A 21,813-nucleotide genomic window follows, 5' to 3' on the forward strand; every position below is an offset into this window, starting at 1 on the left:
GGCTCTCAGTGTGCCTCGTCCCAATTGTCGGCGGCGCGGGCATCGACGACGAGCGGCACCTTGAGCGCGACCGCCGGCTGCGGCGCCTCGACCATGACCTTGCGGATCACCGGCAGCACCGCCTCGACCTGCGCCTCCGGCACCTCGAAGACCAGCTCGTCATGCACCTGCAGCAGCATGCGCGCATCGAGTTTGGCGGCTGCGAGCGCATCTTCCATGCGGATCATGGCGCGGCGGATGATGTCGGAGGCCGAGCCCTGGATCGGCGCGTTGATCGCCTGGCGCTCGACGAAGGCACGCTCGGACGGGTTCTTCGAGGCGACCGCCGGGAAATGGCAGACCCGGCCGAAGATCGTCTCGACCGCGCCCTTGGCGCGCACCGTAGTGCGGGCCTGGTCCATATAGTCGCGGATGCCGGGGAAGCGCTCGAAGTACTTGCGGATATAGGCGCTGGCCTCCTCGCGGGAGATGCCGAGCTGGTTGGCGAGGCCGAAGGCCGAGATGCCGTAGATGATGCCGAAATTGATCGCCTTGGCGCGCCGGCGCACCTCGCTCGGCATGCCCGCGACCGGGACACCGAACATCTCGGAGGCGGTCATCGCATGGATGTCGACGCCATCGGCGAAAGCCTGCCGCAGCTGCGGAATGTCGGCCATGTGAGCGAGGATGCGCAGTTCGATCTGGCTGTAGTCGGCCGAGACCAGCTTGTGGCCCTTCTCGGCGACGAAGGCGGTCCTGATCTTGCGCCCGGCCTCGGTGCGGATCGGGATGTTCTGCAGGTTCGGCTCGGAGGAGGAGAGCCGGCCGGTGGTGGTCGCAGCCAAGGCGTAAGACGTATGGACCCGGTGCGTCTGCGGGTTCACATAGGTCGGCAGCGAGTCGGTATAGGTCGATTTCAGCTTGGCGAGCTGGCGCCAATCCAAGATGCGGGCGGGCAGTTCGTTGCCCTGCTCGGCGAGGTCCTCGAGCACGCCGGCGCCGGTCGCCCATTGCCCGGTCGCGGTCTTCTTGGCGCCGGGCAGGCCCATCTTGCCGAACAGGATGTCGCCGAGCTGCTTGGGGCTGCCGATGGTGAACTTCTCGCCGGCGAGCGTGTGGATCTCGTCCTCCAGCCGCGCCAGCGACTGGGCGAACTCGCCGGAGAGGCGCGACAGGATCTGCCGGTCGATCGAGATGCCGCGCCGCTCCATCCGCACGAGAACCGGCACGAGCGGGCGCTCCATCGTCTCGTAGACGGTGGTCTTGCGCTCGGGCACCAGCCGCGGCTTCAGCGCCAGCCAGAGCCGCAAGGTGACATCGGCGTCCTCGGCGGCATAGGCGGTCGCCTTGTCGAGCGGCACCTTGTCGAAGGTGACCTGGCTCTTGCCGGTGCCGGCGACCTCCGAATAGGCGATCGGCTTGTGGCCGAGATGAACCTCCGAGAGCCGGTCCATGCCCTGCCCGCCATTGCCGGCGTCGAGCGCGTAGGAGATCAGCATGGTGTCGTCGATTGGGCCAACCTCGACGCCATGCCGGTTGAACACCGCGATGTCGTATTTGAGGTTCTGGCCGATCTTGAGCACGCCGGGATCAACGAGCAGCGGCTTCAATTCGGCCAGCGCCTGGTCGAGCGGGATCTGGCCTTCGAGCAGGCCGGAATCGAACAGCCCGTCGCCGGCCCGGTGCTGCAGCGGGATATAGCAGGCCTTGCCGGGCGCGACCGCGAGCGAGATGCCGATCAGATCGGCCTGCATCACGTCGAGTGAGTTGGTCTCGGTGTCGAGCGCGACCTGGCCGGCCTCATAGGCCCAGCCGATCCAGCGCGAGAGATCGGCGATAGTGCGCACGCATTCGTAAGCCGCATGATCGATCTTGACCGCGATCGCCGCATCCTTGCGCGCCGCGGCGAGATCGGCCGGCCGCAGCCAGCCATCGGCCACGGGCGCAGCCTTGCCTTCCACCACCGCGGCGGCGACGACTGTCGTGTCGCCATCGGTGGCGACCGCCACAGCCGCTCCGACCACCGGCAGGTCCGTCTCGGCATAGAGCGCCTTGAGCGCAGCGGCGCGGGCGCCGCCCGGGGCGAGGTCGGGATCGGCATCGATCGCCGCGACATCGGCTTCGTAAGCTTCAGCTGCACGCTTGGTGATGGTGGTGAACTCCATCGCCTTGAGGAAGGCGATCAGCTTGGCCGGATCGGGCTGGTTCAAGGTGAGCTCGCCGACCGGCGTCTCGACCGGCACGTCCTCGACCAGCGTGACCAGCTTGTGCGAGATGCGGACCTTCTCGACCACCTCGGGATTGGTCAGCGTCTCCCGGCGCTTGGGCTGCTTGATCTCGCCGGCACGCTTCAAGAGCGTTTCGAGATCGCCGTACTCGCCGATGAGCTGCGCCGCGGTCTTGATGCCGATGCCGGGCGCGCCCGGGACATTGTCGGTAGCGTCACCGGCGAGTGCCTGGACATCGGTGACCTTGTCGGGGGTGACGCCGAAATACTCGACGACCTCGGGCTCGCCGATGCGCCGCTCCGGCCGGAAGCCGGCGCCCTTCTTGGCGTCGCCCGAGGCCGGATCGTACATGGCGACGCCCGGCCGCACGAGCTGCATCAAATCCTTGTCGGCCGAGACGATCAGCACGTCAGCGCCGGCTTCGCGCGCCTGCCTCGCATAGGTCGCGATCAGGTCGTCGGCCTCGTAGATGTCCTGCTCGACCGGGATCAGGCCGAAGGCGCGCACGGCGTCGCGCATCAGCGGGAATTGCGGGATCAGGTCCGGCGGCGGGTCGGAGCGGTTGCCCTTGTAGGCCGGGTAGATCTCCTTGCGGAAGGAGTTCTCGCTCTTGTCGAAGACGATGGCGAGATGGGTCGGCTTCACGCCGAGCACGCCCTCGCGCACGAACTGGAACAGTTTTGTCGCGAACAAGCGGACCGCGCCCGAGGGCAAACCGTCCGAGCGGGCATTGTATTTCCGGTCCTGGTTGATCGACTGGAAATAGGCGCGGAAGATGAAGTTCGAGCCATCGACCAGGAAGAGGTGGTCGCCGGGCTTGAGCTGGGAGCTGTCGTTCGTCATGGCCGGGACCATAGGGCTGCGCGCCGGGATGGTCTATTGTGCAAGCAGCAGTGCCCGCAAGAAGCTGTCAGGAGGAAATCGATGAACGCCTATGTCACCATGCCGCTCGCCTTCCTGGGCTTGCCGGAGGAGGAGATGAAGGCGCAGGCGCTCAAATTCCTGGAGACGATGAAGAAGCGCCGCACGGTGCGCGATTATTCCGATAGGCCGGTGCCGCGAGAGATCATCGAAGCGGCGGTTGCGACGGCCGGCACCGCGCCATCAGGCGCCAATCAGCAGCCCTGGACCTTCGTCTGCATCTCCGACCCCGAGATCAAGAAGAAAATCCGCGAGGGCGCCGAGGAGGAGGAGCGCGCCTTCTATGCCGGCCGCGCCGGCGAGGAATGGCTCGATGCGCTCGAGCATCTCGGCACCGACGAGCACAAGCCCTTCCTCGACACGGCGCCATGGCTGATCGCGATCTTCGCCCAGCGCTGGGGCTATGATGCCGAAGGTCGTAAGGTGAAGCACTATTACGTGCCTGAATCGGTCGGCATCGCCGCCGGTTTCCTGATCGCCTCGCTGCATCAGGCGGGCCTGGCGACGCTGACGCATACGCCGGCGCCGATGAATTTCCTCAACCAGCTCTGCGGCCGGCCTGACAACGAGAAGGCGCTGATCCTGCTGGTGGTCGGCTATCCCGCCGAGGGCTGCGTCGTGCCCGCCATCGGCAAGAAGCCGCTGGAGGAGATCGCCAGCTTCCTTTGAGCTGCTGCCGGACTTGAGCAATCGCGCCGGCCATGGCTGATGTAGCAGTCTTGGCCGGCGGGAGATTCGTTCACGTCATGCAGACCAGTTCGCCGCCGATCCGCCGGGCCATGGTGCTCGCCGCCGGGCTCGGCAAGCGCATGCGCCCGATCACCGACAGGATGCCGAAGCCGCTGGTGGCGATTGCCGGCAAGACCATGCTCGACCATGCGCTCGACCGGCTGGCCGAGGCCGGCGTCGCGGACGCCGTGGTCAACGTCCATTACCTCGCCGAGCAGATCGAGGCGCGCGTCGCCGGCCGCACCAGTCCGCAGATCACCATCTCCGACGAGCGCGACCTGCTGCTCGAAACCGGCGGCGGTGTGAAGAAGGCGCTGCCGCTGCTCGGCGGCGAGCCCTTCTTCCACATCAACTCGGATTCGCTCTGGAGCGAACGGGGAGCGTCGAACATTGCCGCCATGGCCGTGGCCTGGGATGCGGCGCGCATGGACATGCTGCTCCTGCTCGCCGAGCGTGAGAGCAGTGTTGGCTTCGACGGCGCCGGCGACTTCTTCCGTGACGAAGCCGGCCGGCTGGCGCGGCGCGGGCAGGCAGCGAGCGCGCCTTACGTCTATGCCGGCGTCGCGATCATCAAGCCGGAACTCTTCGTCGATACGCCGGATGGGCCGTTCTCGCTGAACCTGCTGTTCGACCGCTGCATCGCCAGGGGAACCCTGTTCGGCCATCTGCTCGACGGGCGCTGGCTGCATGTCGGCACGCCCGAGGCGATCCCGCTGGCGGAGCAGGCCTACGCCGCCCATCAGAGCGGGTGAGCCGCGATGGCCGGGCTCAACCTGTTCAGCATCCCGGCCGGCGCGCCCTTCCTCTCCGTGCTGGCCGAAGCGCTGATCGCCGGCCGCTTCGGCCGGGCTTTCGACCCCGGCGATCCCGCTGCCCTCTCGCGCACCACGCTCTATCTGCCGACGCAGCGCGCGGCGCGGGCCTTTGGCACGATCCTGTCAGAAAAGCTCGGCGGCCGGCCATTGCTGCTGCCGCGCATCGTCCCGCTCGGCGATGTCGACGAAGCCGAGACGGCGCTGATCGCCGGTGCGGGCGATGCACTGGCGCTTGGGCGGGTCGCGCCGATCGATCCGCTGCGTCGTCGCTTCATCCTGACGACGCTGATTTCGGCCTGGGGTCGCACCGCCAACCGCCAGCATCTCAAGCTCGATCCGGCCGAACCGTCGCTGATGCCGGCGACCCTGGCCGAGGCCTGGGCGCTCGCCGGCGACCTCGCCCATCTGCTCGACCAGCTCCAGACCGAAGGCGTCTCGCCGGCGCGATTGAAGGGGCTCGACGCCGCCCGCTTCGACGAGATCTGGCAGTTCAACGCCCGCTTCCTCGACATCATCGCCGGAGCCTGGCCAGCGATTCTCGAACAGCGCGGCGAGTGCGATCCGGCCGAATTCCGCAACCGCATGCTCGCGGCCGAGCGCGAGCGCCTGCTCGCCGGCGATTTCCATGGGCCGGTGATCGCGGCCGGTTCGACCGGTACTGTGCCGGCGACGGCGCGCCTGCTTGCCGCGCTCGCCCGCGCCCCGAACGGCGCCGTCGTTTTGCCCGATCTCGACGAGGCGCTCTCCGAGCAGGGCTGGCGCGCCATTGTCCAGGAGCCGGCGCCCTCGCATCCGCAGGCGGCCTTGCATCGCCTGCTCGACGAGATCGGCGCAAGCCGTGACGAGGTTGTCGCCGTCGCCGAGCCGTCGCCCGGGCTGGAAGCCCGCCGTGATCTGCTGCGCCGCGCTTTGCTGCCGGCCTCGGTCACCGACGACTGGGCCGGCGCCGCGCCCCTTGCAGCCGAAGCGCTCGACGGCCTGCGGATCGTCGAGGCGGCGGATGAGCGCGAGGAGGCGCTGGCGGCTGCGCTCGCCCTGCGCGAAGCTCTGGAGGAGCCGGGCGCCCGTGCTGCGCTGATCACGCCCGATCGCGGCCTTGCCGAGCGCGTCGCGGTCGAGCTCAAGCGCTGGGGCATCCAGGCCGATGATTCCGCCGGAATGCCGCTCGGCCGCTGGCCGGCGGGCGCCCTGCTCCGGCTGGCGCTCGATGCGGTCGATGGCGATCTCTCGCCGGCGAGCCTGGTTGCGCTGCTGGCGCATCCGCTCTGCCGCCTCGGACTGACGGAAGCCCGCCTGCGCCAGGGCGCGGCGACGCTGGAGATTGGCTGCTGGCGCGGTGAGGCCGTCGGTCCCGGTTTCGCCGGCCTGCGCCGCGCCTTCGAGGCGATGCCGGAGCTGCGCAAGGCGACCTATGCGCCGCGTCCGCGCCGCAAGCTGACAGACGAGGATGTCGGCGCGGCCGATGAGGTGCTGGCGGCGCTGGAAGATGCGCTCGCGCCGCTCATGGCAGCCTTGGCCGGCTCTGCACCCGAACTGCGCGAGATCGCGGCGCAGGCCCAGCGCGCCGTCGAAAAGCTGAGCGCCGACGAGACCGGCGCCGTCCTCGCCTGGCGCGGTCCGGATGGCGAGGCGCTCGCCGCGCTCTTCGACGATCTCGATGCCGCCTTGCGGGAGGCGCCCGGGGAAGGCCGCGCCCGCGACTGGATCGCCATTCTCGAAGGCCTGATCGGCGAGCGCGTCGTGCAGCGTCGCGATCCCGGCCATCCCCGCGTCAAGATCTGGGGCCTGCTCGAAGCCCGCCTGCTCGAAGCGGAGCATGTCGTGCTCGGCGGGTTGATCGAGAGCGTCTGGCCACCGGCGACCGAGACCGATTCCTTCGTCAACCGGCCGATGCGGGCCGAGCTCGGCCTTTCGCCACCGGAACGGCGCATCGGCCAGACCGCGCATGACTTCGTCGCGGCGGCTCTGGCCGGCAGGGTGACGCTGACCCGCGCCCGCAAGGCCGGCGAAGCCGAGACGATCCCCTCGCGCTTCTGGCAGCGCCTCAAGGCGGTCGCTCCGCCCGAAGCCTGGCAGGCGGCCGAGGCGCGCGGGCGCGATCTCACCGCCTGGGCCGGGTTGCTCGGCAAGCCCGCCGACCTCCTGCCCGTGCCGCGGCCAAAACCCTATCCGGCGGCGCATCTGCAGCCGAAGCGGCTCAGCGTCACCGAGGTCGAGACGCTCTATCGCGACCCCTATGCGGTCTACGCCCGCAAGATCCTCAGGCTCGACGCCCTGCCGGAGCTGGTCGAGGACCCTGGCGCGACCGATCGCGGCTCGCTGCTGCACGACATCGTCGGTACGTTCGCCGAAACCTATCCGGAGCAGGTGCCGGCCGGCGCCTATGGCAGCCTGACAGAGATCGGCGAGCGTTTCTTCCGCGCCTATGAGGAGACGCCGGAGGTGCGCGCCTTCTGGTGGCCGCGCTTCCTGCTGATCGCGCAGAACTTCATCGGCTGGGAGGAAAGGCGTCGGCCCGGGCTCGCCCGCGTCGCGGTCGAGCGCGATACGCAAGCCGAGTTCCCGCTGATCGACGGTTCCTCGATCCTGCTGACCGGCCGGGCCGACCGCGTCGAGGTCACGCGCGAGGGCGCCTTGCGCATCATCGATTTCAAGACCGGCGCGCCGCCGAGCGAGGAGCAGGTCCGCCTCGGCTTCGCTCCGCAATTGACGCTCGAAGCCGAGCTCGCCCAGCGCCACGGCTTCTCGCCGGATATCTTGCCCGGCCCGGTCGAGGCGCTGCTCTATCTCAGGCTCAACCACGATCCCAAGAGCTGGGAGAAGGACAAGAAGCTGTCGTTCAAGGACGAGGCGCAGGCCGACGTCACCGCCCGCCATCTCGCGCAACTGCTCGACCATCTCGCCGTGCTGCGCGCCGGTCGCGAGCCCTGGCTGTCGCGCCGTGCGCCGGCCTACATCAAATACGCCAGCCCCTATGACCAGCTCGCCCGGGTCAAGGAATGGTCGGCGGCGCCTGATCTCGGCGGCGATGCCGGAGACGAGGCATGAGCAGGGGAAATTCGGGCCGATATCAGCGTCTCGGCCGTGCTTGTGAAGCGCGGGAGCCCTCTCCCGGAACGGGGGAGGGTTGGGAGGGGGCATTTGCTCTAACGCTGATCGACTGCGGCACCAGCCCCCTCTCCATCTCTCCCCCGTTCCGGGAGAGAGGGCCTGTCGTGGTTCCGGAGCTTCGTCGAGGCGCGCCATGACCTCCGGCTGGACCATCCCCGAGCAGACGCGCCGCAACCAGGCGCTGGCGGCCGAGCCCGATCTCAGCGCCTGGGTTTCGGCCAATGCCGGCTCGGGCAAGACCCATGTGCTGGTCAATCGCGTATTGCGCCTGTTGCTCGACGGCGTCGCGCCCGGCCGGATGCTCTGCATCACCTATACCAAGGCCGCCGCCGCCAACATGTCGAACCGGGTCTTCCGGGCGCTCTCGGTCTGGGCCGTCGCCTCAGATTCCGTGCTATGGGCGGCCCTGTCGGCGCTGACAGGGCAGCTGCCGGCCCCGAGCGATATCAGCCGGGCGCGGCGCCTGTTCGCGCAGGCGCTGGAGACGCCGGGTGGCCTCAAGATCGAGACGATCCACGCCTTCTGCACCCGCGTGCTGCAGAGCGCTCCCTTCGAGGCCAATGTCCCGCCGCGCTTCGAGGTCGCCGACGACCTCGCCCAGGACGAGTTGATGCGCGATGCCAGGCGCGACCTGCTCGCCGCCGCCGAGGCCGATCCGGACGGGCCGCAGGCGCGGGCGCTGCGCTTCATGGCCGAGCATGCCGCGCAGGACACCTTCGACCAGATCATGCGCGAGGCGCTGCACCAGCGCGCCGTGTTCAGCGATGCCGATGGCCGGGCGCGGAGGCCCGAGGAGATCGTCGCTGGGCTCTCGGCGTTCCTCGGCATCGCGCCGGAGCTGACGGCTGAGACGGTGCTCGAGCGCTTCCAGCGCGAACTGGCCGCCGTGCCCGATCTCGAGCGGCTCGTCGCCGCCTTCGAGGCCGGCAGCGCGACACGTGCCAAGGCGGCCGCCGCGATCAGGCTGGCGTCCTCGAATGCGCCGGGAATCGATCCGGTCGCGGCCTGTCGCGCCGGCCTGCTCACCGCCGAGGGCAACGTCGCCCAGCATGTCCGCGGCAAGGGCAACAGCGTCCTGCCGGCCGATCTCGACGCGGCGCTCGATGCGCTCGCCGTCTGCCTCACCGAAGCGATCGACCAGCTCAACGCCATCATCGTTCGCGAGCGCAGCGCGGCACTGGCCGTGCTGGTGACGCATATCCTCGCTGCCTATCGCCGGCTGAAGGCGCAGCGCTCGCTGCTCGATTATGACGACCTGATCGCCAAGGCACGCTCGCTGCTCGACCGGGTCGATCCGGCCTGGGCGCTCTACAAGCTCGACGCCGGCATCGACCACATCCTGCTCGACGAAGCGCAGGACACCAGCGAGGCGCAATGGGCGATCCTGCGCCGCCTCGCCGAGGAGTTCTCGGCCGGCGAGGGTGCGCGCGAGCTGGTCCGGCCGCGCACCGTCTTCGTCGTCGGCGACGAGAAGCAGTCGATTTACGGCTTCCAGGGCGCGGCGCCCGCCCATTTCAGCGAGGAGCGACGTTTGCTCGGCCGGCGCCTCCAGGAGGCCGGCCAGCGCTTCGAGCCGATCAGCCTCACCACCTCCTTCCGCTCGGCGCCCGACATCATGCGCGCGGTCGATGCGGTGTTCGCGCCACGGGAACACTGGCGCGGCCTGGTCTTCGACGGCGGCGCCGGGCCCGAGCGGCACGACACGGTCAGGCGTGCCTCGATCGGCGCCGTCGATCTCTGGCCGGTCTCGGCCGATGATGCCGGCGAGAAGCCCGATGCCTGGACGACGCCGGTCGATGCGCCCGAGCGACGTTCCGGGCTGGTCAAGCTCGCCGCCCGCATCGCCGATGTGCTGAAGCGCTGGAGCGAGGCTGGCCGCGACGATATCGGCCGGCCGTTCAGGCCGGGCGACGTGATGATCCTGCTGCGCCAGCGCGGCGCGCTGTTCGAAGCGATCGTCAAGGCGCTGAAGGATCGCGGCGTGCCCGTCGCCGGCCGCGACCGGCTGACGCTCGCCGACCATCCGGCGGTCGAGGATCTCGTCGCGCTCGGGCGCACCATCCTGCTGCCGCAGGACGATCTCTCGCTGGCGATCACGCTGAAGACACCGCTCTTCGGCCTCGACGACGACGACCTGATGCGGCTCGCGCCGGAGCGGAAGGGCTCTTTGCGCGAGGCTTTCCTCGCCGCTGCGAAGGATGAGCCACGTTATGCCGCGATCGAGGCACGGTTGACAGAACTTGCCGAAGAAGCCGGGCGCTGCGGCCCGTTCCGCTTCTTCGCCGGCTTGCTCGGCCCGGGCGGTGGCCGCAATCTCGCCCTCGCCCGGCTCGGCCCGGAGGCGGGCGATGCGCTCGACGCCTTCCTCAGCGCCGCGCTCGATCATGAGCGCCGCTACGGCCCCTCGCTCGCCGGCTTCCTGCATCATATCGGTGCCGTGGCGACGCAAGTGAAGCGCGACCTCTCGGCCAGTGCCGGCGAGGTCCGGGTGATGACCGTGCATGGCTCGAAGGGGCTGGAGGCGCCGGTCGTCATCCTCGCCGATCTCGGCATCGCCCCGGGCGAGCGGCGCCTGCCGAAGCTGATGGCGGTCGAACCGCCGCGCGGCGCGCAGGTCCCGGTCTGGCCGAGCAAGCGGGCCGATGATCCCGCGGCGATGCGGCGGGCCAAGGACGCGATCGTCGCGCAGATGGTCGAGGAGCATCACCGCCTGCTCTATGTCGCGCTGACCCGCGCCGAGGAGCGCTTGATCCTTTGCGGCGTCCAGGCCAAGGGCGAGGCGCCGGAAGGCTCCTGGTACGCCATGGCCGAGCTCGGCCTCGCCGGCTCCGAGCCCTGGCTGCGGGACGTGCCGGCTCCCGATGGCGACGGCGAGGTCCGTCGCTTCATGGTCTCGCAGCTGGGGGAAATCGCGGCCGAGGAGAGCGCTGCCGCATCGATTGTTGCCACGCCGCCCGATTGGTTGATGCATGCCGCGCCTGCTGAGGCCGAGCCGGCGCCGCCGTTACGACCTTCGAGCGCGTTGTCCGCCGCCGATGCGCAGGAGCGGCCGCATGACGGTCCCTTCCTCGCCAATGCGGCGGCGGCCGGCCGGCTCGCGCATCTGTTGTTGCAGGTCCTGCCGGAGGTGCCGCCCGAACGGCGTGCCAGCACCGCCCATGTGCTGGCAGAGGCACGTGGCGGCTCGCTTCCGCAGGAGCGTCGCAAGCAGATCATCGAGGATGCGCTTACGCTGATCGCCACGCCGGAATTCGGCGCACTGTTCGGACCGGGCAGCCTCGCTGAGGTGCCGCTTGCTGGCGAGATCACCATGGCTGATGGCAGCAGGCGGCCGGTGCAGGGCCGGGTCGACCGGCTCGCCGTCAGCGACGACGAGGTGCTGATCGCCGATTTCAAGACCGCGGCCCGCCCGCCCGCGAACGCAGCTGCGCTGCCGGCCTCGACGCTGGCGCAGCTCGCGGTCTATCGCCGGCTCATCGGCGAGATCTATCCCGGTCGCCGCGTCCGCGCGGTGGCGATCTACACGGCGAGCCTGAAGCCGCTGGAGCCGAGCGCCGAGCTGCTTGACGCCACCCTGGCGAATATGACGGATCAGCCCCGCTTCACCGGAAGGTGAGCCAGCCTTGACCCTGCGGCCGCTCGTTCATAGCTTCGGCGATGAATAGCGGCAGTGTGGCCGCATGCGAATCGAAAGGCGGTAAGCCATGGCGACGACCAAAGTGACCGATGCGAGCTTCGAGGCCGATGTGCTGAAGTCGAGTGAGCCGGTGGTGGTGGATTTCTGGGCCGAGTGGTGCGGCCCTTGCCGGATGATCGGCCCGGCGCTCGAGGAGATCGCTGGCGAGCTCGACGGCAAGGTCAAGATCGTCAAGATGAACGTCGACGAGAACCAGCAGATCCCAGCCCAGTTCGGCATCCGCTCGATCCCGACGCTGATGCTGTTCAAGGACGGCAAACTGGCCTCGCAGAAGGTGGGCGCCGCCCCCAAGAGCGATCTGTCGCGCTGGATCTCGGCTGCGGTCTGATCCGACGATCGCAGAATCAAGAAGGCCCGCCCTCATCGAGGGCGGGCCTTCTTCGTTTCAGGCTGTGCGCCGGGTCACTTCGAGCGATTGTCGAGCGCGAAGGCGCCAGCGCCGGCGAAGACCAGATAGAAGAAGATGAAGCAGTAGAGGATCGCAGCGTCGCCATTGTTCAGCAGCGGGTAGACGTTCCGCGGCGCATGGAACATCCAGTAGGCGTAAGCCATCTCGCCCGCGAGGATGAAGGCGACGGGGCGCGTCCACAGGCCGATCAGGATGAGCAGGCCGCCGAAGGCTTCGAGGATCGCGCCGAACCAGAACAGGGTGAACATTGCCGGCAGCCCGCTGGCCGGAGGAGCCGGGAAACCGAACAGCTTCTGCGTGCCATGGGCGATGAAGATCAGCGCCGTGGCGATGCGCAGCAGCGCGAGCGCCTGCGGCGCATAGCGAGTCAATGAGTTGAGAGCCTGCATGGGCGGTTGCCTTCCGTCCGGTTTCGAATTGGAAAAATTTGCTAAGTGATTGGGTTTGCTGGCGAAGAACTCTTCCTCGTCGCCATGCGCTTGTCTCTGTGCAAGCAAGGTCGATCAAGTCACGTTTTCGTTTGCAGTGCAGCAAAATCATTACGCGGCAAATCCGCAACAGCGGCGGCCTCGTTCACCATTGCGGAAAATTCGCCGGAATCGGGCTTAACCACCCCTTAAAAGCGCCATGTTTGAATCCTGTCTGGAAAATCGTCGGGCTGTGGATCGCAGCGCGGTGACGGGGCCTGAACGGGGCGGGATGAACGACCGGTCGAAACGAGGCGGTGAGCGGCGCGAGCCGTCATTCGAGCGTGCGCGCGACGATTACGAGCGCGACGACGGCGGTCTGCGCCTGTCGGCCGAGGACCGTCCCTATCGCGGAGGAAGGAATCCGGTGGCACCGCGCCAGCAACCGCGCCGCCAGCAGAATGAGCGCAGCAAGGGTGGCCGCAAGCAGCGTCGCAGGCGCGGCTCCTTCCTCGGCCGCATCTTCTACTGGGGCGTCGTCATGGGGCTCTGGGCGGTGCTCGCCGTCGGCGGCGTCGTCGCCTATCACGCCGCGCAATTGCCACCGATCGATCAGCTCACCGTGCCGAAACGGCCGCCCAACATCGCCATCCTCGCGGCTGACGGCACGCTGCTCGCCAATCGCGGCGAGACCGGTGGGCGCACCATCACCATCGGCGAAGTGCCGCCCTATCTGCCGAAAGCCTTCGTCGCGATTGAGGACCGGCGCTTCTACGAGCATTTCGGCATCGACCCGATCGGCCTCGCCCGCGCTGTCGTCAACAACCTGACCAAGCGCGGCGGCGTCCAGGGCGGCTCGACCCTGACCCAGCAGCTCGCCAAGAACCTGTTCCTGACCCAGGAGCGCACCGCGGCGCGCAAGATCCAGGAGGCGATCCTCTCGCTCTGGCTGGAGCGGACCTACACCAAGGACCAGATCCTCGAGCTCTATCTCAATCGCGTCTATTTCGGCTCGGGCGCCTATGGCGTCGAGGCGGCCGCGCAGCGCTATTTCAACAAGTCGGCACGCTCGGTCTCGGTCGCCGAGGCGGCGATGCTCGCCGGTCTCGTCCAGGCGCCCTCGCGGCTCGCGCCCAACCGCAATCCCGACGCGGCCGAGAAGCGCGCCCAGCTGGTGATCTCGGCGATGGCCGAGCAGGGGCTGATCTCGCAGACCACGGCCAAGACCGCGCTCGGCGCGCCGGCCGAGGTGCCCGAGCGCGTCGGCGCCGGCTCGGTCAACTACGCCGCGGACTATGTCATGGACGTGCTCGACGATTTCATCGGTGCGATCGAGGGCGATGTCACCGTGCTGACCACGATCGACACCAAGCTGCAGGGCTTGGCGGAAACCATCTTGGTCGAGGCGCTCGCGGCGCAGGGCGGCAAGCTGAACGCCTCGCAGGGCGCAGTGGTCTCGCTGGCGCCCGACGGGGCGATCCGCGCGCTGATCGGCGGGCGCGACTACACCAAGAGCCAGTTCAACCGTGCCACTGCCGCGCATCGCCAGCCGGGCTCGTCCTTCAAGCCCTTCGTCTATCTCACCGCGATCGAAAAGGGCCTGACGCCGGATACGATCCGCGATGATTCCCCGGTTTCGATCAAGGGTTGGGAGCCGGAGAATTTTTCCCGCACCTTCCGCGGCCCGGTGACGCTGCAGACCGCCTTCGCCCATTCGCTGAACACCGTCGTGGCGCGCCTGATCCAGGAGGTGACGCCGCGCGAGGTCATTCGCACGGCCCAGCGCCTCGGCATCAACTCGTCATTGCAGCCGAACCCATCGCTGTCGCTCGGCACGTCGGAGGTGACGCCGCTCGAGATGACCGCGGCCTATGCCACCTTTTCTAATGGCGGCCAGTCGGTGCTCCCCTATGTCATCCGCGAGGTCAAATCGACCAGCGGCAAGGTCGTCTATGCCCGCAAGGCCAACAATTTCGGCCCGGTGATCCAGCCACAGACGCTCTCGATGATGAATTCCATGTTCCACGCGGTGATGACCGGCGGCACCGGCAGCAAGGTCAACATTCCCGGCTGGGAGGTCGGCGGCAAATCGGGCACGACACAGGACTATCGCGATGCCTGGTTCGTCGGCTTCACCGGGCGCCTCGTCACCGCCGTCTGGGTCGGCAATGACGACAACTCGACGATGAAGCGCGTCACCGGCGCCGGCCTGCCGGCCGAGATCTGGGGCAAGTACATGAAGACGGCCCATGCCGGCCAGCAGCCGGTGCAATTGCCGGGCGGGCTCTGGCAATCGGCGCCGAAGTCGATCTTCGACACCGGCGAGCCGGTCGCCGGCGTCGCGCCGCCGGCGCGGACCCAGCAGGCCGCCTCGGGCGACCGCGCCTGGACGCCGCCGGCGCCGCAGGAGAAGAACTTCTTCGAGCGCCTGTTCGGCGGCTGACGTCTTACGTCCCGCGTGGCTTGGCCCGCGTCGTCGGCGCCGCCGCAGCGGGATCGTCCGGCCAGGGATGGCGCGGGTAGCGCCCTTTCATCTCGCTCTTAACCGCAGCCCAGGAGCCGCGCCAGAAGCCCGGCAGGTCACGCGTCACCTGGATCGGCCGATGCGCCGGCGAAAGCAGCTCCAGCACCAATGGCACCCGCCCGCCGGCGAGCGAGGGGTGCTGCGACAGCCCGTACAGCTCCTGCACGCGGACCGAGATCGTCGGCCCGGCCTCGGCGCCATAGTCGACCGCGAGCTGCGAGCCGGTCGGCGCGGCAAAATGCGTCGGCGCCTCCGCATCGAGCCGCCGCTTCAGCTCCCAGGGCAGGAGGGTCGATAGCGCCGCGTCGAGATCGCCCGGCGTGATGGCGGCAAGAGAACTCCGCCCGACGATGTGTGGCGCGAGCCAATCCGCGGCCGTCTCGGCGAGGCCAGTATCGGAGAGATCGGGCCAGCCGGCATCCTCGCCCTCCGCCGCACACAGGAAGGCGATGCGCTCGCGCAACTGCGCCTGGCCCTTGCTCCAGGGCAGCGCCTCGATGCCAAGCGCAGCGATGCCTTTCGCCAGCACCTCGGCATTCTCCGGGGAAGCTTCGACCGGCAAGGGCCGCTCGGCCAGCACCAGCGAGCCATATTTGCGGGCAGCACGCGCGCGCAATGCCCTTGCCTGGCGGTCGAACACGGTCTCGTTGCGCTCCGACAGCCCGATCCTGATCAGGCCGGAGGCGGCGAGCGCGGCGATCTCGGTCTCGCTGATCGCGACGGCGCTGAGGATACGGGCCTGCTGCGCGGACCCCGTCATCTCGCCAACGACGAGATAGGGCTCGCGCGCCAGCCTCTGGCCGGGTTCGAGGCCAGCGCCGCGGCCATTGGCGAGCAGGTACTGCCCTGAGCCGGGCTGACGCGCCTTGGCGACGCGATCCGGGAAGGCGAGGCCCAGCAGGAAACCGGGCGAAAGCGGCTGCTCCGTGCCCGCCTTCACCTTGCTCGCCGCTTGCCGCGCCCAGCCCTCGGCGAGGCGGCGCATGTCGCCGGCACGGCCGCCGCGCTCGCGCCCGAAGCGCTCCAGCCGTTCGGCGAGGTCGATAGCGTCGCCGCCGAGCCCGCGTTCGACCAGCAGAGCGGCCAGCAGTGCCGCAGGCTCGCCCTGGCGGTGATGCGCCGCGCCGACGACCATATGCGCGAGGCGCGGCGGCAGCGGCAGGCCCTGCAACGCCTTGCCGTCCTCGGTGATGCGCCCGTCCGGGTCGAGCGCATCGAGGTCGCCCAGCAGCGTCCGCGCCTCCTTCAGGGCCGGCGCCGGCGGCGGGTCGAGGAAGGCGAGTGTGGAGGGATCAGAGACGCCCCAGGCGGCGCAGTCGAGCAACAGCGGAGCGAGATCGGCAGAGAGGATCTCCGGACGGGCAAAGGCTTCGAGCGCGCCGTTCGCCGCCTCCTCCCAGAGTCGGTAGCAGATGCCGGGTTCGGTGCGGCCGGCGCGGCCGCGGCGCTGGTCTGAAGCCGCACGGCTGGCGCGTTGGGTGACGAGGCGGGTGACGCCGATGTCGGGCTCATAGAGCGGCACGCGGGCGAGGCCGGAATCGATGACGACGCGCACGCCCTCGATCGTCAGCGAGGTCTCGGCGATCGAGGTGGCGAGCACGACCTTGCGTCTGCCCTTCGGCGCTGGCAGCACGGCGCGGTCCTGCTCGGCCTGATCGAGCGCGCCATAGAGCGGCGCGATCTCGACCGCGGGATCGCGGAGTTTTTCGCGCAGGCGCTCCTCGACTCGGCGGATCTCGCCTTGCCCTGGCAGGAAGACGAGCAGCGAGCCGGCCTGCTCGTTCAGCGCCTGCAGCACGGCCTCGGTGACCTGATCCTCGATCCGCTTCAGCGGGTCGCGGCCGAGATAGCGGGTCTCGACCGGAAAGGCTCTGCCCTCGCTCTCGATCACCTGAGCGTCGCCGAGGAGCCTGGCGACGCGCGCGCCGTCAAGCGTCGCCGACATCACCAGGATGCGCAGGTCCTCGCGCAGGCCGGCCTGCGCGTCGAGCGCCAGCGCCAGCCCGAAATCGGCATCGAGCGAGCGCTCGTGGAATTCGTCGAACAGCACGGCGGCGACGCCGTCCAGCGCGGGATCGTCGAGGATCATCCGGGCGAAGACGCCCTCGGTGACGACCTCGATCCGCGTCTTCGGTCCGATCTTGGAGCCCAGCCGGACGCGCAGGCCGACCGTCTCGCCGACGCGCTCGCCAAGTGTCTGCGCCATGCGACTGGCCGCGCCGCGGGCCGCCAGACGCCGCGGCTCGAGCACGATCAGCTTGCCGGTCTCACTGCCCTTCTGGGCCCAGGGCTCGTCCAGCAATGCGAGCGGCACGCGCGTCGTCTTGCCGGCGCCGGGCGGGGCGACCAGCACAGCGTTCGGCTTCTCGCGCAGCGAGGCGGCGAGGGCGTCGAGAACTGCATCGATCGGGAGGGCTGTGTCGAAGGCGCGCATGCGCCTGCGATGTGGCGCAGGCGGCGGCATGGTGCAAGTCGGCTCAGGCGGCTTGCCGCAATCCGACCTCGAACGGCGTCATGCTGACCGCGCCGGCCTTGACCGAGACCAGCGTGTTGCAGGGCAGGGCCTGCCAGCAGTCGCGGGCCGCGTCGACCGGTTCGGAAGCGATCACCACCGCATCGCCGCGATCGCAGAGATAGAGCGTCGGCGGCTTGGTATCGGACGACCAGCGCACCGCGTGGATCGTCTCGCCATCGGCGAGTGCGGCAGCGCAGCGCAAGGGTTCGCGCACGCCGGCTTCCTGCATCAGCGCGAGCGCATCGCCAAGCGCCCCCGCCAGGGCATCGCCGGGCGCGGCGCCCTCGGCGATCCGCGCCAGCGCCAGCAGGAACAGCGCCTCGGAATCGGTGGTGCCGACGCGGGCGCCATAGAGCCCGTCCGGAATCAGGCTTTCCAACCTGCGCCTGATCAGCGCGTAGCCGCCGATCTGGCCGTTGTGCATGAAGAGATGCCGGCCATGGACGAAGGGGTGGCAGTTCGCCCGCGTCGAGGCCGTGCCGGTCGCGGCGCGCACATGCGCGAAGAACAGATGCGAGCGCACCAGGCGTGCGATCGAGAGCAGGTTCTCGTCGGACCAGGCCGGCCTGATCTCGCGATACTGGCCGGGCTCGGCCCGCTCGCCATACCAGCCGACGCCGAAACCGTCGCCATTAGTGCCGGTCTTGGCCTCTTCGGCATGCAGCGACTGATGGATCAGCGAGTGGCAGGGCGAGGCGATGAGGTCCTCGAGGAAGACCGGCGCGCCGGCATAGGCGAGGAAACGGCACATGGTGGTCCCGAATCAGCTGCGGGCGGGACGCCGCAGGAGAAGATTATTCCATGAGAATGAATGCCGGCATAATGGTGGCGGCAGCCCGGTTGCCGCTCCCATAGCCTTGATATAACCGTCGCAGCGATGGGGTGACGACGACGTCCCGCGGCAAGCGGGCGGGGGAAGGGCCGATTTTCATGCTGACGAAGCTCGCCGGCGCGGCGCTCCTGTTCGTCCTTTTCCCTGAGGCCGCCTTCGCCGCCGGCGACATCGGCGGCACGACGATGGGCGTCGCCTGGGCATTGCCCTTCGCCGGCATGCTGCTCTCGATCGCGCTCGGGCCGGTGCTGTTCCCGCATTTCTGGGAGCTGAACTACGGCAAGTTCGCCGCCTTCTGGGCCGTCCTGGTCGTCGTGCCCCTCGTTCTGTTCCGCGGCGTCGACCCGGCGCTCGGCGCGCTGCTGCACACGGGCCTGCTCGATTACATCCCCTTCATCATCCTGCTCTTCGCGCTGTTCACCATCGCCGGCGGCATCCTGATCACCGGCAACCTGCATGGCACGCCGGCGACCAATACGGTGCTGCTTGCGATCGGGACGCTGATGGCGAGTTTCGTCGGCACCACCGGCGCCTCGATCATCATGATCCGCCCGGTCCTGCGGGCGAATGACGACCGGCGCTTCAATGTCCATGTCGTCGTCTTCTTCATCTTTCTGGTCTCGAATATCGGGGGATCGCTGACTCCGCTCGGCGATCCCCCGCTCTTCCTCGGCTTCCTGCGCGGCGTCTCCTTCTTCTGGACGACGACGCATCTTTTGCCGGAGACGCTGACCGCGGTCGTGATCCTGCTCGCCGTGTTCTACGCGCTCGACAGCTGGTTCTTCCGCAAGGAGGAGGGCTTTCCGCCGCTGCGCGACCCGACGCCGGATCGCGCCATCAAGCTCTTCGGCAAGGTCAATCTGCTCCTGCTCGTTGGCGTCATCCTCGCCATCCTGATGTCGGCGAGCTGGAAGCCGGGTGTCGCCTTCACCATCCATGGCATCGCCGTCGAATGGCAGAACCTGGCGCGCGACCTTGTCCTGCTCGTGCTGGCAGGCCTGTCGCTCGTCCTGACGCCGAAGCCGGTGCGGGCCGGCAACGAATTCAGCTGGGGGCCGATCAAGGAAGTCGCAAAACTCTTCGCCGGCATCTTCGCCTGCATCATCCCGGTGTTGGCCATGCTCCAGGCCGGACGCAACGGCGCCTTCGCCCCGCTCGTCGCGCTCGTCAGCAATGCCGACGGCAGTGCCAACAACACCGCCTATTTCTGGCTGACCGGCGCGCTTTCCTCCTTCCTCGACAATGCTCCGACCTATCTCGTCTTCTTCGAACTTGCCGGCGGCGATCCCAAGGCGCTGATGACGACCGGGGCGCTGACGCTGACCGCGATCTCGGCCGGCGCCGTCTTCATGGGTGCCAACTCCTATATCGGCAACGCCCCGAACTTCATGGTCTACGCCATCGCCAAGGACCGGAAGGTCGCGATGCCGAGCTTCTTCGGCTACATGCTCTGGTCGGGCGCGATCCTGATCCCACTCTTCCTGCTGCAGACGCTGATCTTCTTCCGCTGACCGTCCGAGCCACCGCCTCGACAGGCTGACGGTGGCGACATAAACCGGCGGCGTCCGAAGGAAGAGCCGATGCCCCTGCGCCCCGACACGCTGGCGATGACCGCCGTCCTCGCCATGCTGACGGCGCTTGGCCCGCTCTCGACCGATTTCTATCTGCCCTCGCTGCCCGAGATCGCGCGGGTGATGGGCACGGACTTCGCCGGAGCGCAGGCGACACTCTCCGCCTTCCTGTTCGGCTATGCCGCCGGCCAGATCATCTGGGGGCCGCTCTCGGACCGACTCGGCCGCCGGCCGGTGCTGATGATCGGCCTTGGCCTGTTCATCGCGACCACGCTCGCCTGCGCCTTCGCGCCCTCGATCGAGGCGCTGATCGGCACCCGCTTCGCCCAGGCGCTCGGCGCCTCCGGGCCGATCGTGCTCGGCCGCGCCATGGTGCGCGACCTCTATGAGGGACCGCGCGCCGGCCGCGAGCTCGCGCGGATGGGCATGATCATGGGGCTGGTGCCGGCGATCGCGCCCGTGCTCGGCGGCGTGCTGCAGAACGCCTTCGGCTGGCGCTCGACCTTTCTCGCCTCGCTCGTCTTCGCGCTCGCCATGCTCGCGATCATCGCGACGATCATGCCGGAGACGCTGCGCCAGCGCTCGCCGGACGGCCTGTCGCTGCCGGCGATCCTGCGTGGCTACCGGCTGCTGCTGCGCAACCGCGCCTACCGGGTCTATGTCGCGCTGACCTCGCTCGCCTATGCCGGGCTCTTCGCTTTCATCTCCGGCTCCTCCTACGTGCTGATGGGCGTCTACGGCCTGTCGGCGCCGGCCTATGGCCTGTCCTTCGGCTGCGCCGTGCTCGGCTTCATCCTCGGCACCATCATCGCGCAGCGCCTGGTCGGCCGCCGCGGCCTCGACGGCGTCATCGCGCTCGGTGTCGTCTGCCTCGCGGCTGGGGGATTGGCCATGCTGGCCGGTGTCGCCACCGGCTTCGGCGGCCCGGTTGGCGTCGTCGCGCCGATGGCGCTCTATGCCTGCGGCGTCGGTCTGACCATGCCGCAGGCGCAGGCCTCGGCGATGATGCCCTTTCCCGAACGGGCCGGAGCGGCCTCGTCCCTTACGGGGCTCTGCCAGATGCTGCTCGCGGCCTGCGTCGGCCTGCTCGTCGGCCATCTGCTCAAGGGTGGTGCGCTGCCCATGCCGCTGGTGATGTCGGTGATCGGCGTGACGACGCTGATTCTCTTCCACGCCAGCCGGGCAATTCGCGCCGGCAAGACCTGACGGCGCCGTTCAGTTCCCCATCCGGTCGCGCCATTGCCGCTCGCCCTGCATGCAGGAGACGCGTTGCGCCTTGGCTTGCGCCTTCTGGATCAGCGCTTCCGGCCCTGCCGGTATCTCGGCGATCTCGCGCACAAGCTTGGTGCGGGTCGCATCGACGAACTGATGGCGCTCGCGGATCGGGATGACGAAGGCGCCGACGCCGGTGACGACGCACTCCTCGTAGTAGACGTCGAGATTGTCGATGTCGAAATAGCTCGCCTGTTTCAGCATCACCGGCAGACCGTTGATGGAGATGCCCTTGTCGCGGGCGGCGTCGCGCGCGACCGTCACCGGGCGGCCGTCGTTGTTGGCGCCGTCGCCGGAAATGTCGATGACGCGGCGCATCGGCGTGACATTGCTCGCCTCGAGCAGAGAGACGGCGAGATCGATCGCGCCTGAGATCGAGGTACGCCGGCCGCGCCGGGTCGGCGCCTCGCCGAGTTCCTCCGCAAAGGCGATTGCCGATTGCGGCGTCTCGATGATGGTCCAGGGCCTGACGATGTGCTGGAAGTCGCCGCCGGCCCATTCGAAATAGGTGACGGCGATCTTGCCGATCGCGCCCTTGGCGATGGCCTCGTGCAACTGCTTCGAGCGGAACGCCTCGATATAGCCGTTGCGCTGCAAAGCGAGCTCGTCGAGATCCATCGAATAGGAGACGTCGACGGCCAGCACGAGGGCGACGTCGACCTCCTCGGGCGGCGCAGCCGCCTGCTGTGCGTCGGGCGCCGAGGCAGGCCATAGGCCGGCGGCGGCAAGACTCAAGAGACCGAACAGCCAGGGCCGCATCGAAACCTCCGTCATCTGTCGTCGAAGCGTGACGCCGAAAGAAG

13 protein-coding genes are annotated in these 21,813 nt (G+C 68.7%); 8 read left to right on the top strand and 5 right to left on the bottom strand.

Annotated features, from left to right (window positions below; all coding sequences use genetic code 11):
• Positions 1-5: 5 nt before the first annotated feature.
• Positions 6-3,050: a DNA polymerase I gene (gene polA / locus AC07O0_RS15910; protein WP_494624660.1), complete on the bottom strand. Its 3,045-nt coding sequence runs from the start codon at positions 3,048-3,050 to the stop codon at positions 6-8.
• Between the two features lie 81 nt (positions 3,051-3,131).
• Between polA and AC07O0_RS15915 the strand changes: the two genes are divergently transcribed.
• The 5 genes from AC07O0_RS15915 to trxA all read left to right on the top strand — a co-directional run bounded on the left by AC07O0_RS15915 (position 3,132) and on the right by trxA (position 11,808).
• On the top strand, positions 3,132-3,797 hold the full coding sequence (locus AC07O0_RS15915; RefSeq protein ID WP_494624661.1) for a nitroreductase family protein: 666 nt from the start codon (positions 3,132-3,134) through the stop codon (positions 3,795-3,797).
• Positions 3,798-3,874: 77 nt separating this feature from the next.
• Positions 3,875-4,609: a nucleotidyltransferase family protein gene (locus tag AC07O0_RS15920; protein ID WP_494624662.1), complete on the top strand. Its 735-nt coding sequence runs from the start codon at positions 3,875-3,877 to the stop codon at positions 4,607-4,609.
• A 6-nt stretch (positions 4,610-4,615) separates the two neighbouring features.
• On the top strand, positions 4,616-7,720 hold the full coding sequence (gene addB, locus AC07O0_RS15925) for a double-strand break repair protein AddB (protein ID WP_494624663.1): 3,105 nt from the start codon (positions 4,616-4,618) through the stop codon (positions 7,718-7,720).
• A 196-nt stretch (positions 7,721-7,916) separates the two neighbouring features.
• Positions 7,917-11,399 (top strand): double-strand break repair helicase AddA, encoded by a 3,483-nt coding sequence (gene addA, locus AC07O0_RS15930; RefSeq protein ID WP_494624664.1) that lies wholly within the window; start codon positions 7,917-7,919, stop codon positions 11,397-11,399.
• Between the two features lie 88 nt (positions 11,400-11,487).
• A complete protein-coding gene (gene trxA, locus AC07O0_RS15935) occupies positions 11,488-11,808 on the top strand; it encodes a thioredoxin (RefSeq protein WP_137883921.1) in 321 nt (106 codons plus the stop codon).
• A 74-nt stretch (positions 11,809-11,882) separates the two neighbouring features.
• Here the strand turns inward: trxA and AC07O0_RS15940 are convergent, their stop codons facing one another.
• Entirely contained in the window at positions 11,883-12,278 is a 396-nt protein-coding gene (locus AC07O0_RS15940) for a DoxX family protein (RefSeq protein ID WP_494624665.1), read from the bottom strand.
• 310 nt (positions 12,279-12,588) lie between these two features.
• Here AC07O0_RS15940 and AC07O0_RS15945 point away from each other — a divergent pair, with 310 nt between their 5' ends.
• Positions 12,589-14,739 carry a transglycosylase domain-containing protein gene (locus tag AC07O0_RS15945; protein WP_494624666.1) on the top strand — a complete coding sequence of 717 codons (2,151 nt, stop codon included), beginning with the start codon at positions 12,589-12,591 and terminating at the stop codon, positions 14,737-14,739.
• A gap of 4 nt (positions 14,740-14,743) precedes the next feature.
• Here AC07O0_RS15945 and hrpB read toward each other — a convergent pair whose 3' ends face one another.
• Both hrpB and AC07O0_RS15955 read right to left on the bottom strand, forming a co-directional pair.
• Positions 14,744-17,254 (bottom strand): ATP-dependent helicase HrpB, encoded by a 2,511-nt coding sequence (hrpB, locus tag AC07O0_RS15950; protein ID WP_494624667.1) that lies wholly within the window; start codon positions 17,252-17,254, stop codon positions 14,744-14,746.
• A 43-nt stretch (positions 17,255-17,297) separates the two neighbouring features.
• Positions 17,298-18,086, bottom strand: a complete 789-nt coding sequence (locus AC07O0_RS15955) for a class II glutamine amidotransferase (RefSeq protein ID WP_494624668.1) — start codon at positions 18,084-18,086, stop codon at positions 17,298-17,300.
• Between the two features lie 179 nt (positions 18,087-18,265).
• On the opposite strand from AC07O0_RS15955, the gene AC07O0_RS15960 reads away from it, so the two are divergent.
• Both AC07O0_RS15960 and AC07O0_RS15965 read left to right on the top strand, forming a co-directional pair.
• Positions 18,266-19,678 (top strand): sodium:proton antiporter, encoded by a 1,413-nt coding sequence (locus tag AC07O0_RS15960; protein WP_494624669.1) that lies wholly within the window; start codon positions 18,266-18,268, stop codon positions 19,676-19,678.
• Between the two features lie 69 nt (positions 19,679-19,747).
• On the top strand, positions 19,748-20,944 hold the full coding sequence (locus tag AC07O0_RS15965) for a multidrug effflux MFS transporter (RefSeq protein WP_494624670.1): 1,197 nt from the start codon (positions 19,748-19,750) through the stop codon (positions 20,942-20,944).
• Between the two features lie 9 nt (positions 20,945-20,953).
• Here the strand turns inward: AC07O0_RS15965 and AC07O0_RS15970 are convergent, their stop codons facing one another.
• Positions 20,954-21,769 carry a DUF1194 domain-containing protein gene (locus AC07O0_RS15970; RefSeq protein WP_494624671.1) on the bottom strand — a complete coding sequence of 272 codons (816 nt, stop codon included), beginning with the start codon at positions 21,767-21,769 and terminating at the stop codon, positions 20,954-20,956.
• Positions 21,770-21,813 lie beyond the last annotated feature (44 nt).

This window comes from Allobosea sp. GW821-FHT10B12 (assembly GCF_059415545.1).

What these genes read in the sequence shown, in the direction of transcription:
- polA (WP_494624660.1), bottom strand. Translation starts at nt 3,050, where the DNA reads ATGACGAACGACAGCTCCCAGCTCAAGCCCGGCGACCACCTCTTCCTG.
- AC07O0_RS15915 (WP_494624661.1), top strand. Translation starts at nt 3,132, where the DNA reads ATGAACGCCTATGTCACCATGCCGCTCGCCTTCCTGGGCTTGCCGGAG.
- AC07O0_RS15920 (WP_494624662.1), top strand. Translation starts at nt 3,875, where the DNA reads ATGCAGACCAGTTCGCCGCCGATCCGCCGGGCCATGGTGCTCGCCGCC.
- addB (WP_494624663.1), top strand. Translation starts at nt 4,616, where the DNA reads ATGGCCGGGCTCAACCTGTTCAGCATCCCGGCCGGCGCGCCCTTCCTC.
- addA (WP_494624664.1), top strand. Translation starts at nt 7,917, where the DNA reads ATGACCTCCGGCTGGACCATCCCCGAGCAGACGCGCCGCAACCAGGCG.
- trxA (WP_137883921.1), top strand. Translation starts at nt 11,488, where the DNA reads ATGGCGACGACCAAAGTGACCGATGCGAGCTTCGAGGCCGATGTGCTG.
- AC07O0_RS15940 (WP_494624665.1), bottom strand. Translation starts at nt 12,278, where the DNA reads ATGCAGGCTCTCAACTCATTGACTCGCTATGCGCCGCAGGCGCTCGCG.
- AC07O0_RS15945 (WP_494624666.1), top strand. Translation starts at nt 12,589, where the DNA reads ATGAACGACCGGTCGAAACGAGGCGGTGAGCGGCGCGAGCCGTCATTC.
- hrpB (WP_494624667.1), bottom strand. Translation starts at nt 17,254, where the DNA reads ATGCGCGCCTTCGACACAGCCCTCCCGATCGATGCAGTTCTCGACGCC.
- AC07O0_RS15955 (WP_494624668.1), bottom strand. Translation starts at nt 18,086, where the DNA reads ATGTGCCGTTTCCTCGCCTATGCCGGCGCGCCGGTCTTCCTCGAGGAC.
- AC07O0_RS15960 (WP_494624669.1), top strand. Translation starts at nt 18,266, where the DNA reads ATGCTGACGAAGCTCGCCGGCGCGGCGCTCCTGTTCGTCCTTTTCCCT.
- AC07O0_RS15965 (WP_494624670.1), top strand. Translation starts at nt 19,748, where the DNA reads ATGCCCCTGCGCCCCGACACGCTGGCGATGACCGCCGTCCTCGCCATG.
- AC07O0_RS15970 (WP_494624671.1), bottom strand. Translation starts at nt 21,769, where the DNA reads ATGCGGCCCTGGCTGTTCGGTCTCTTGAGTCTTGCCGCCGCCGGCCTA.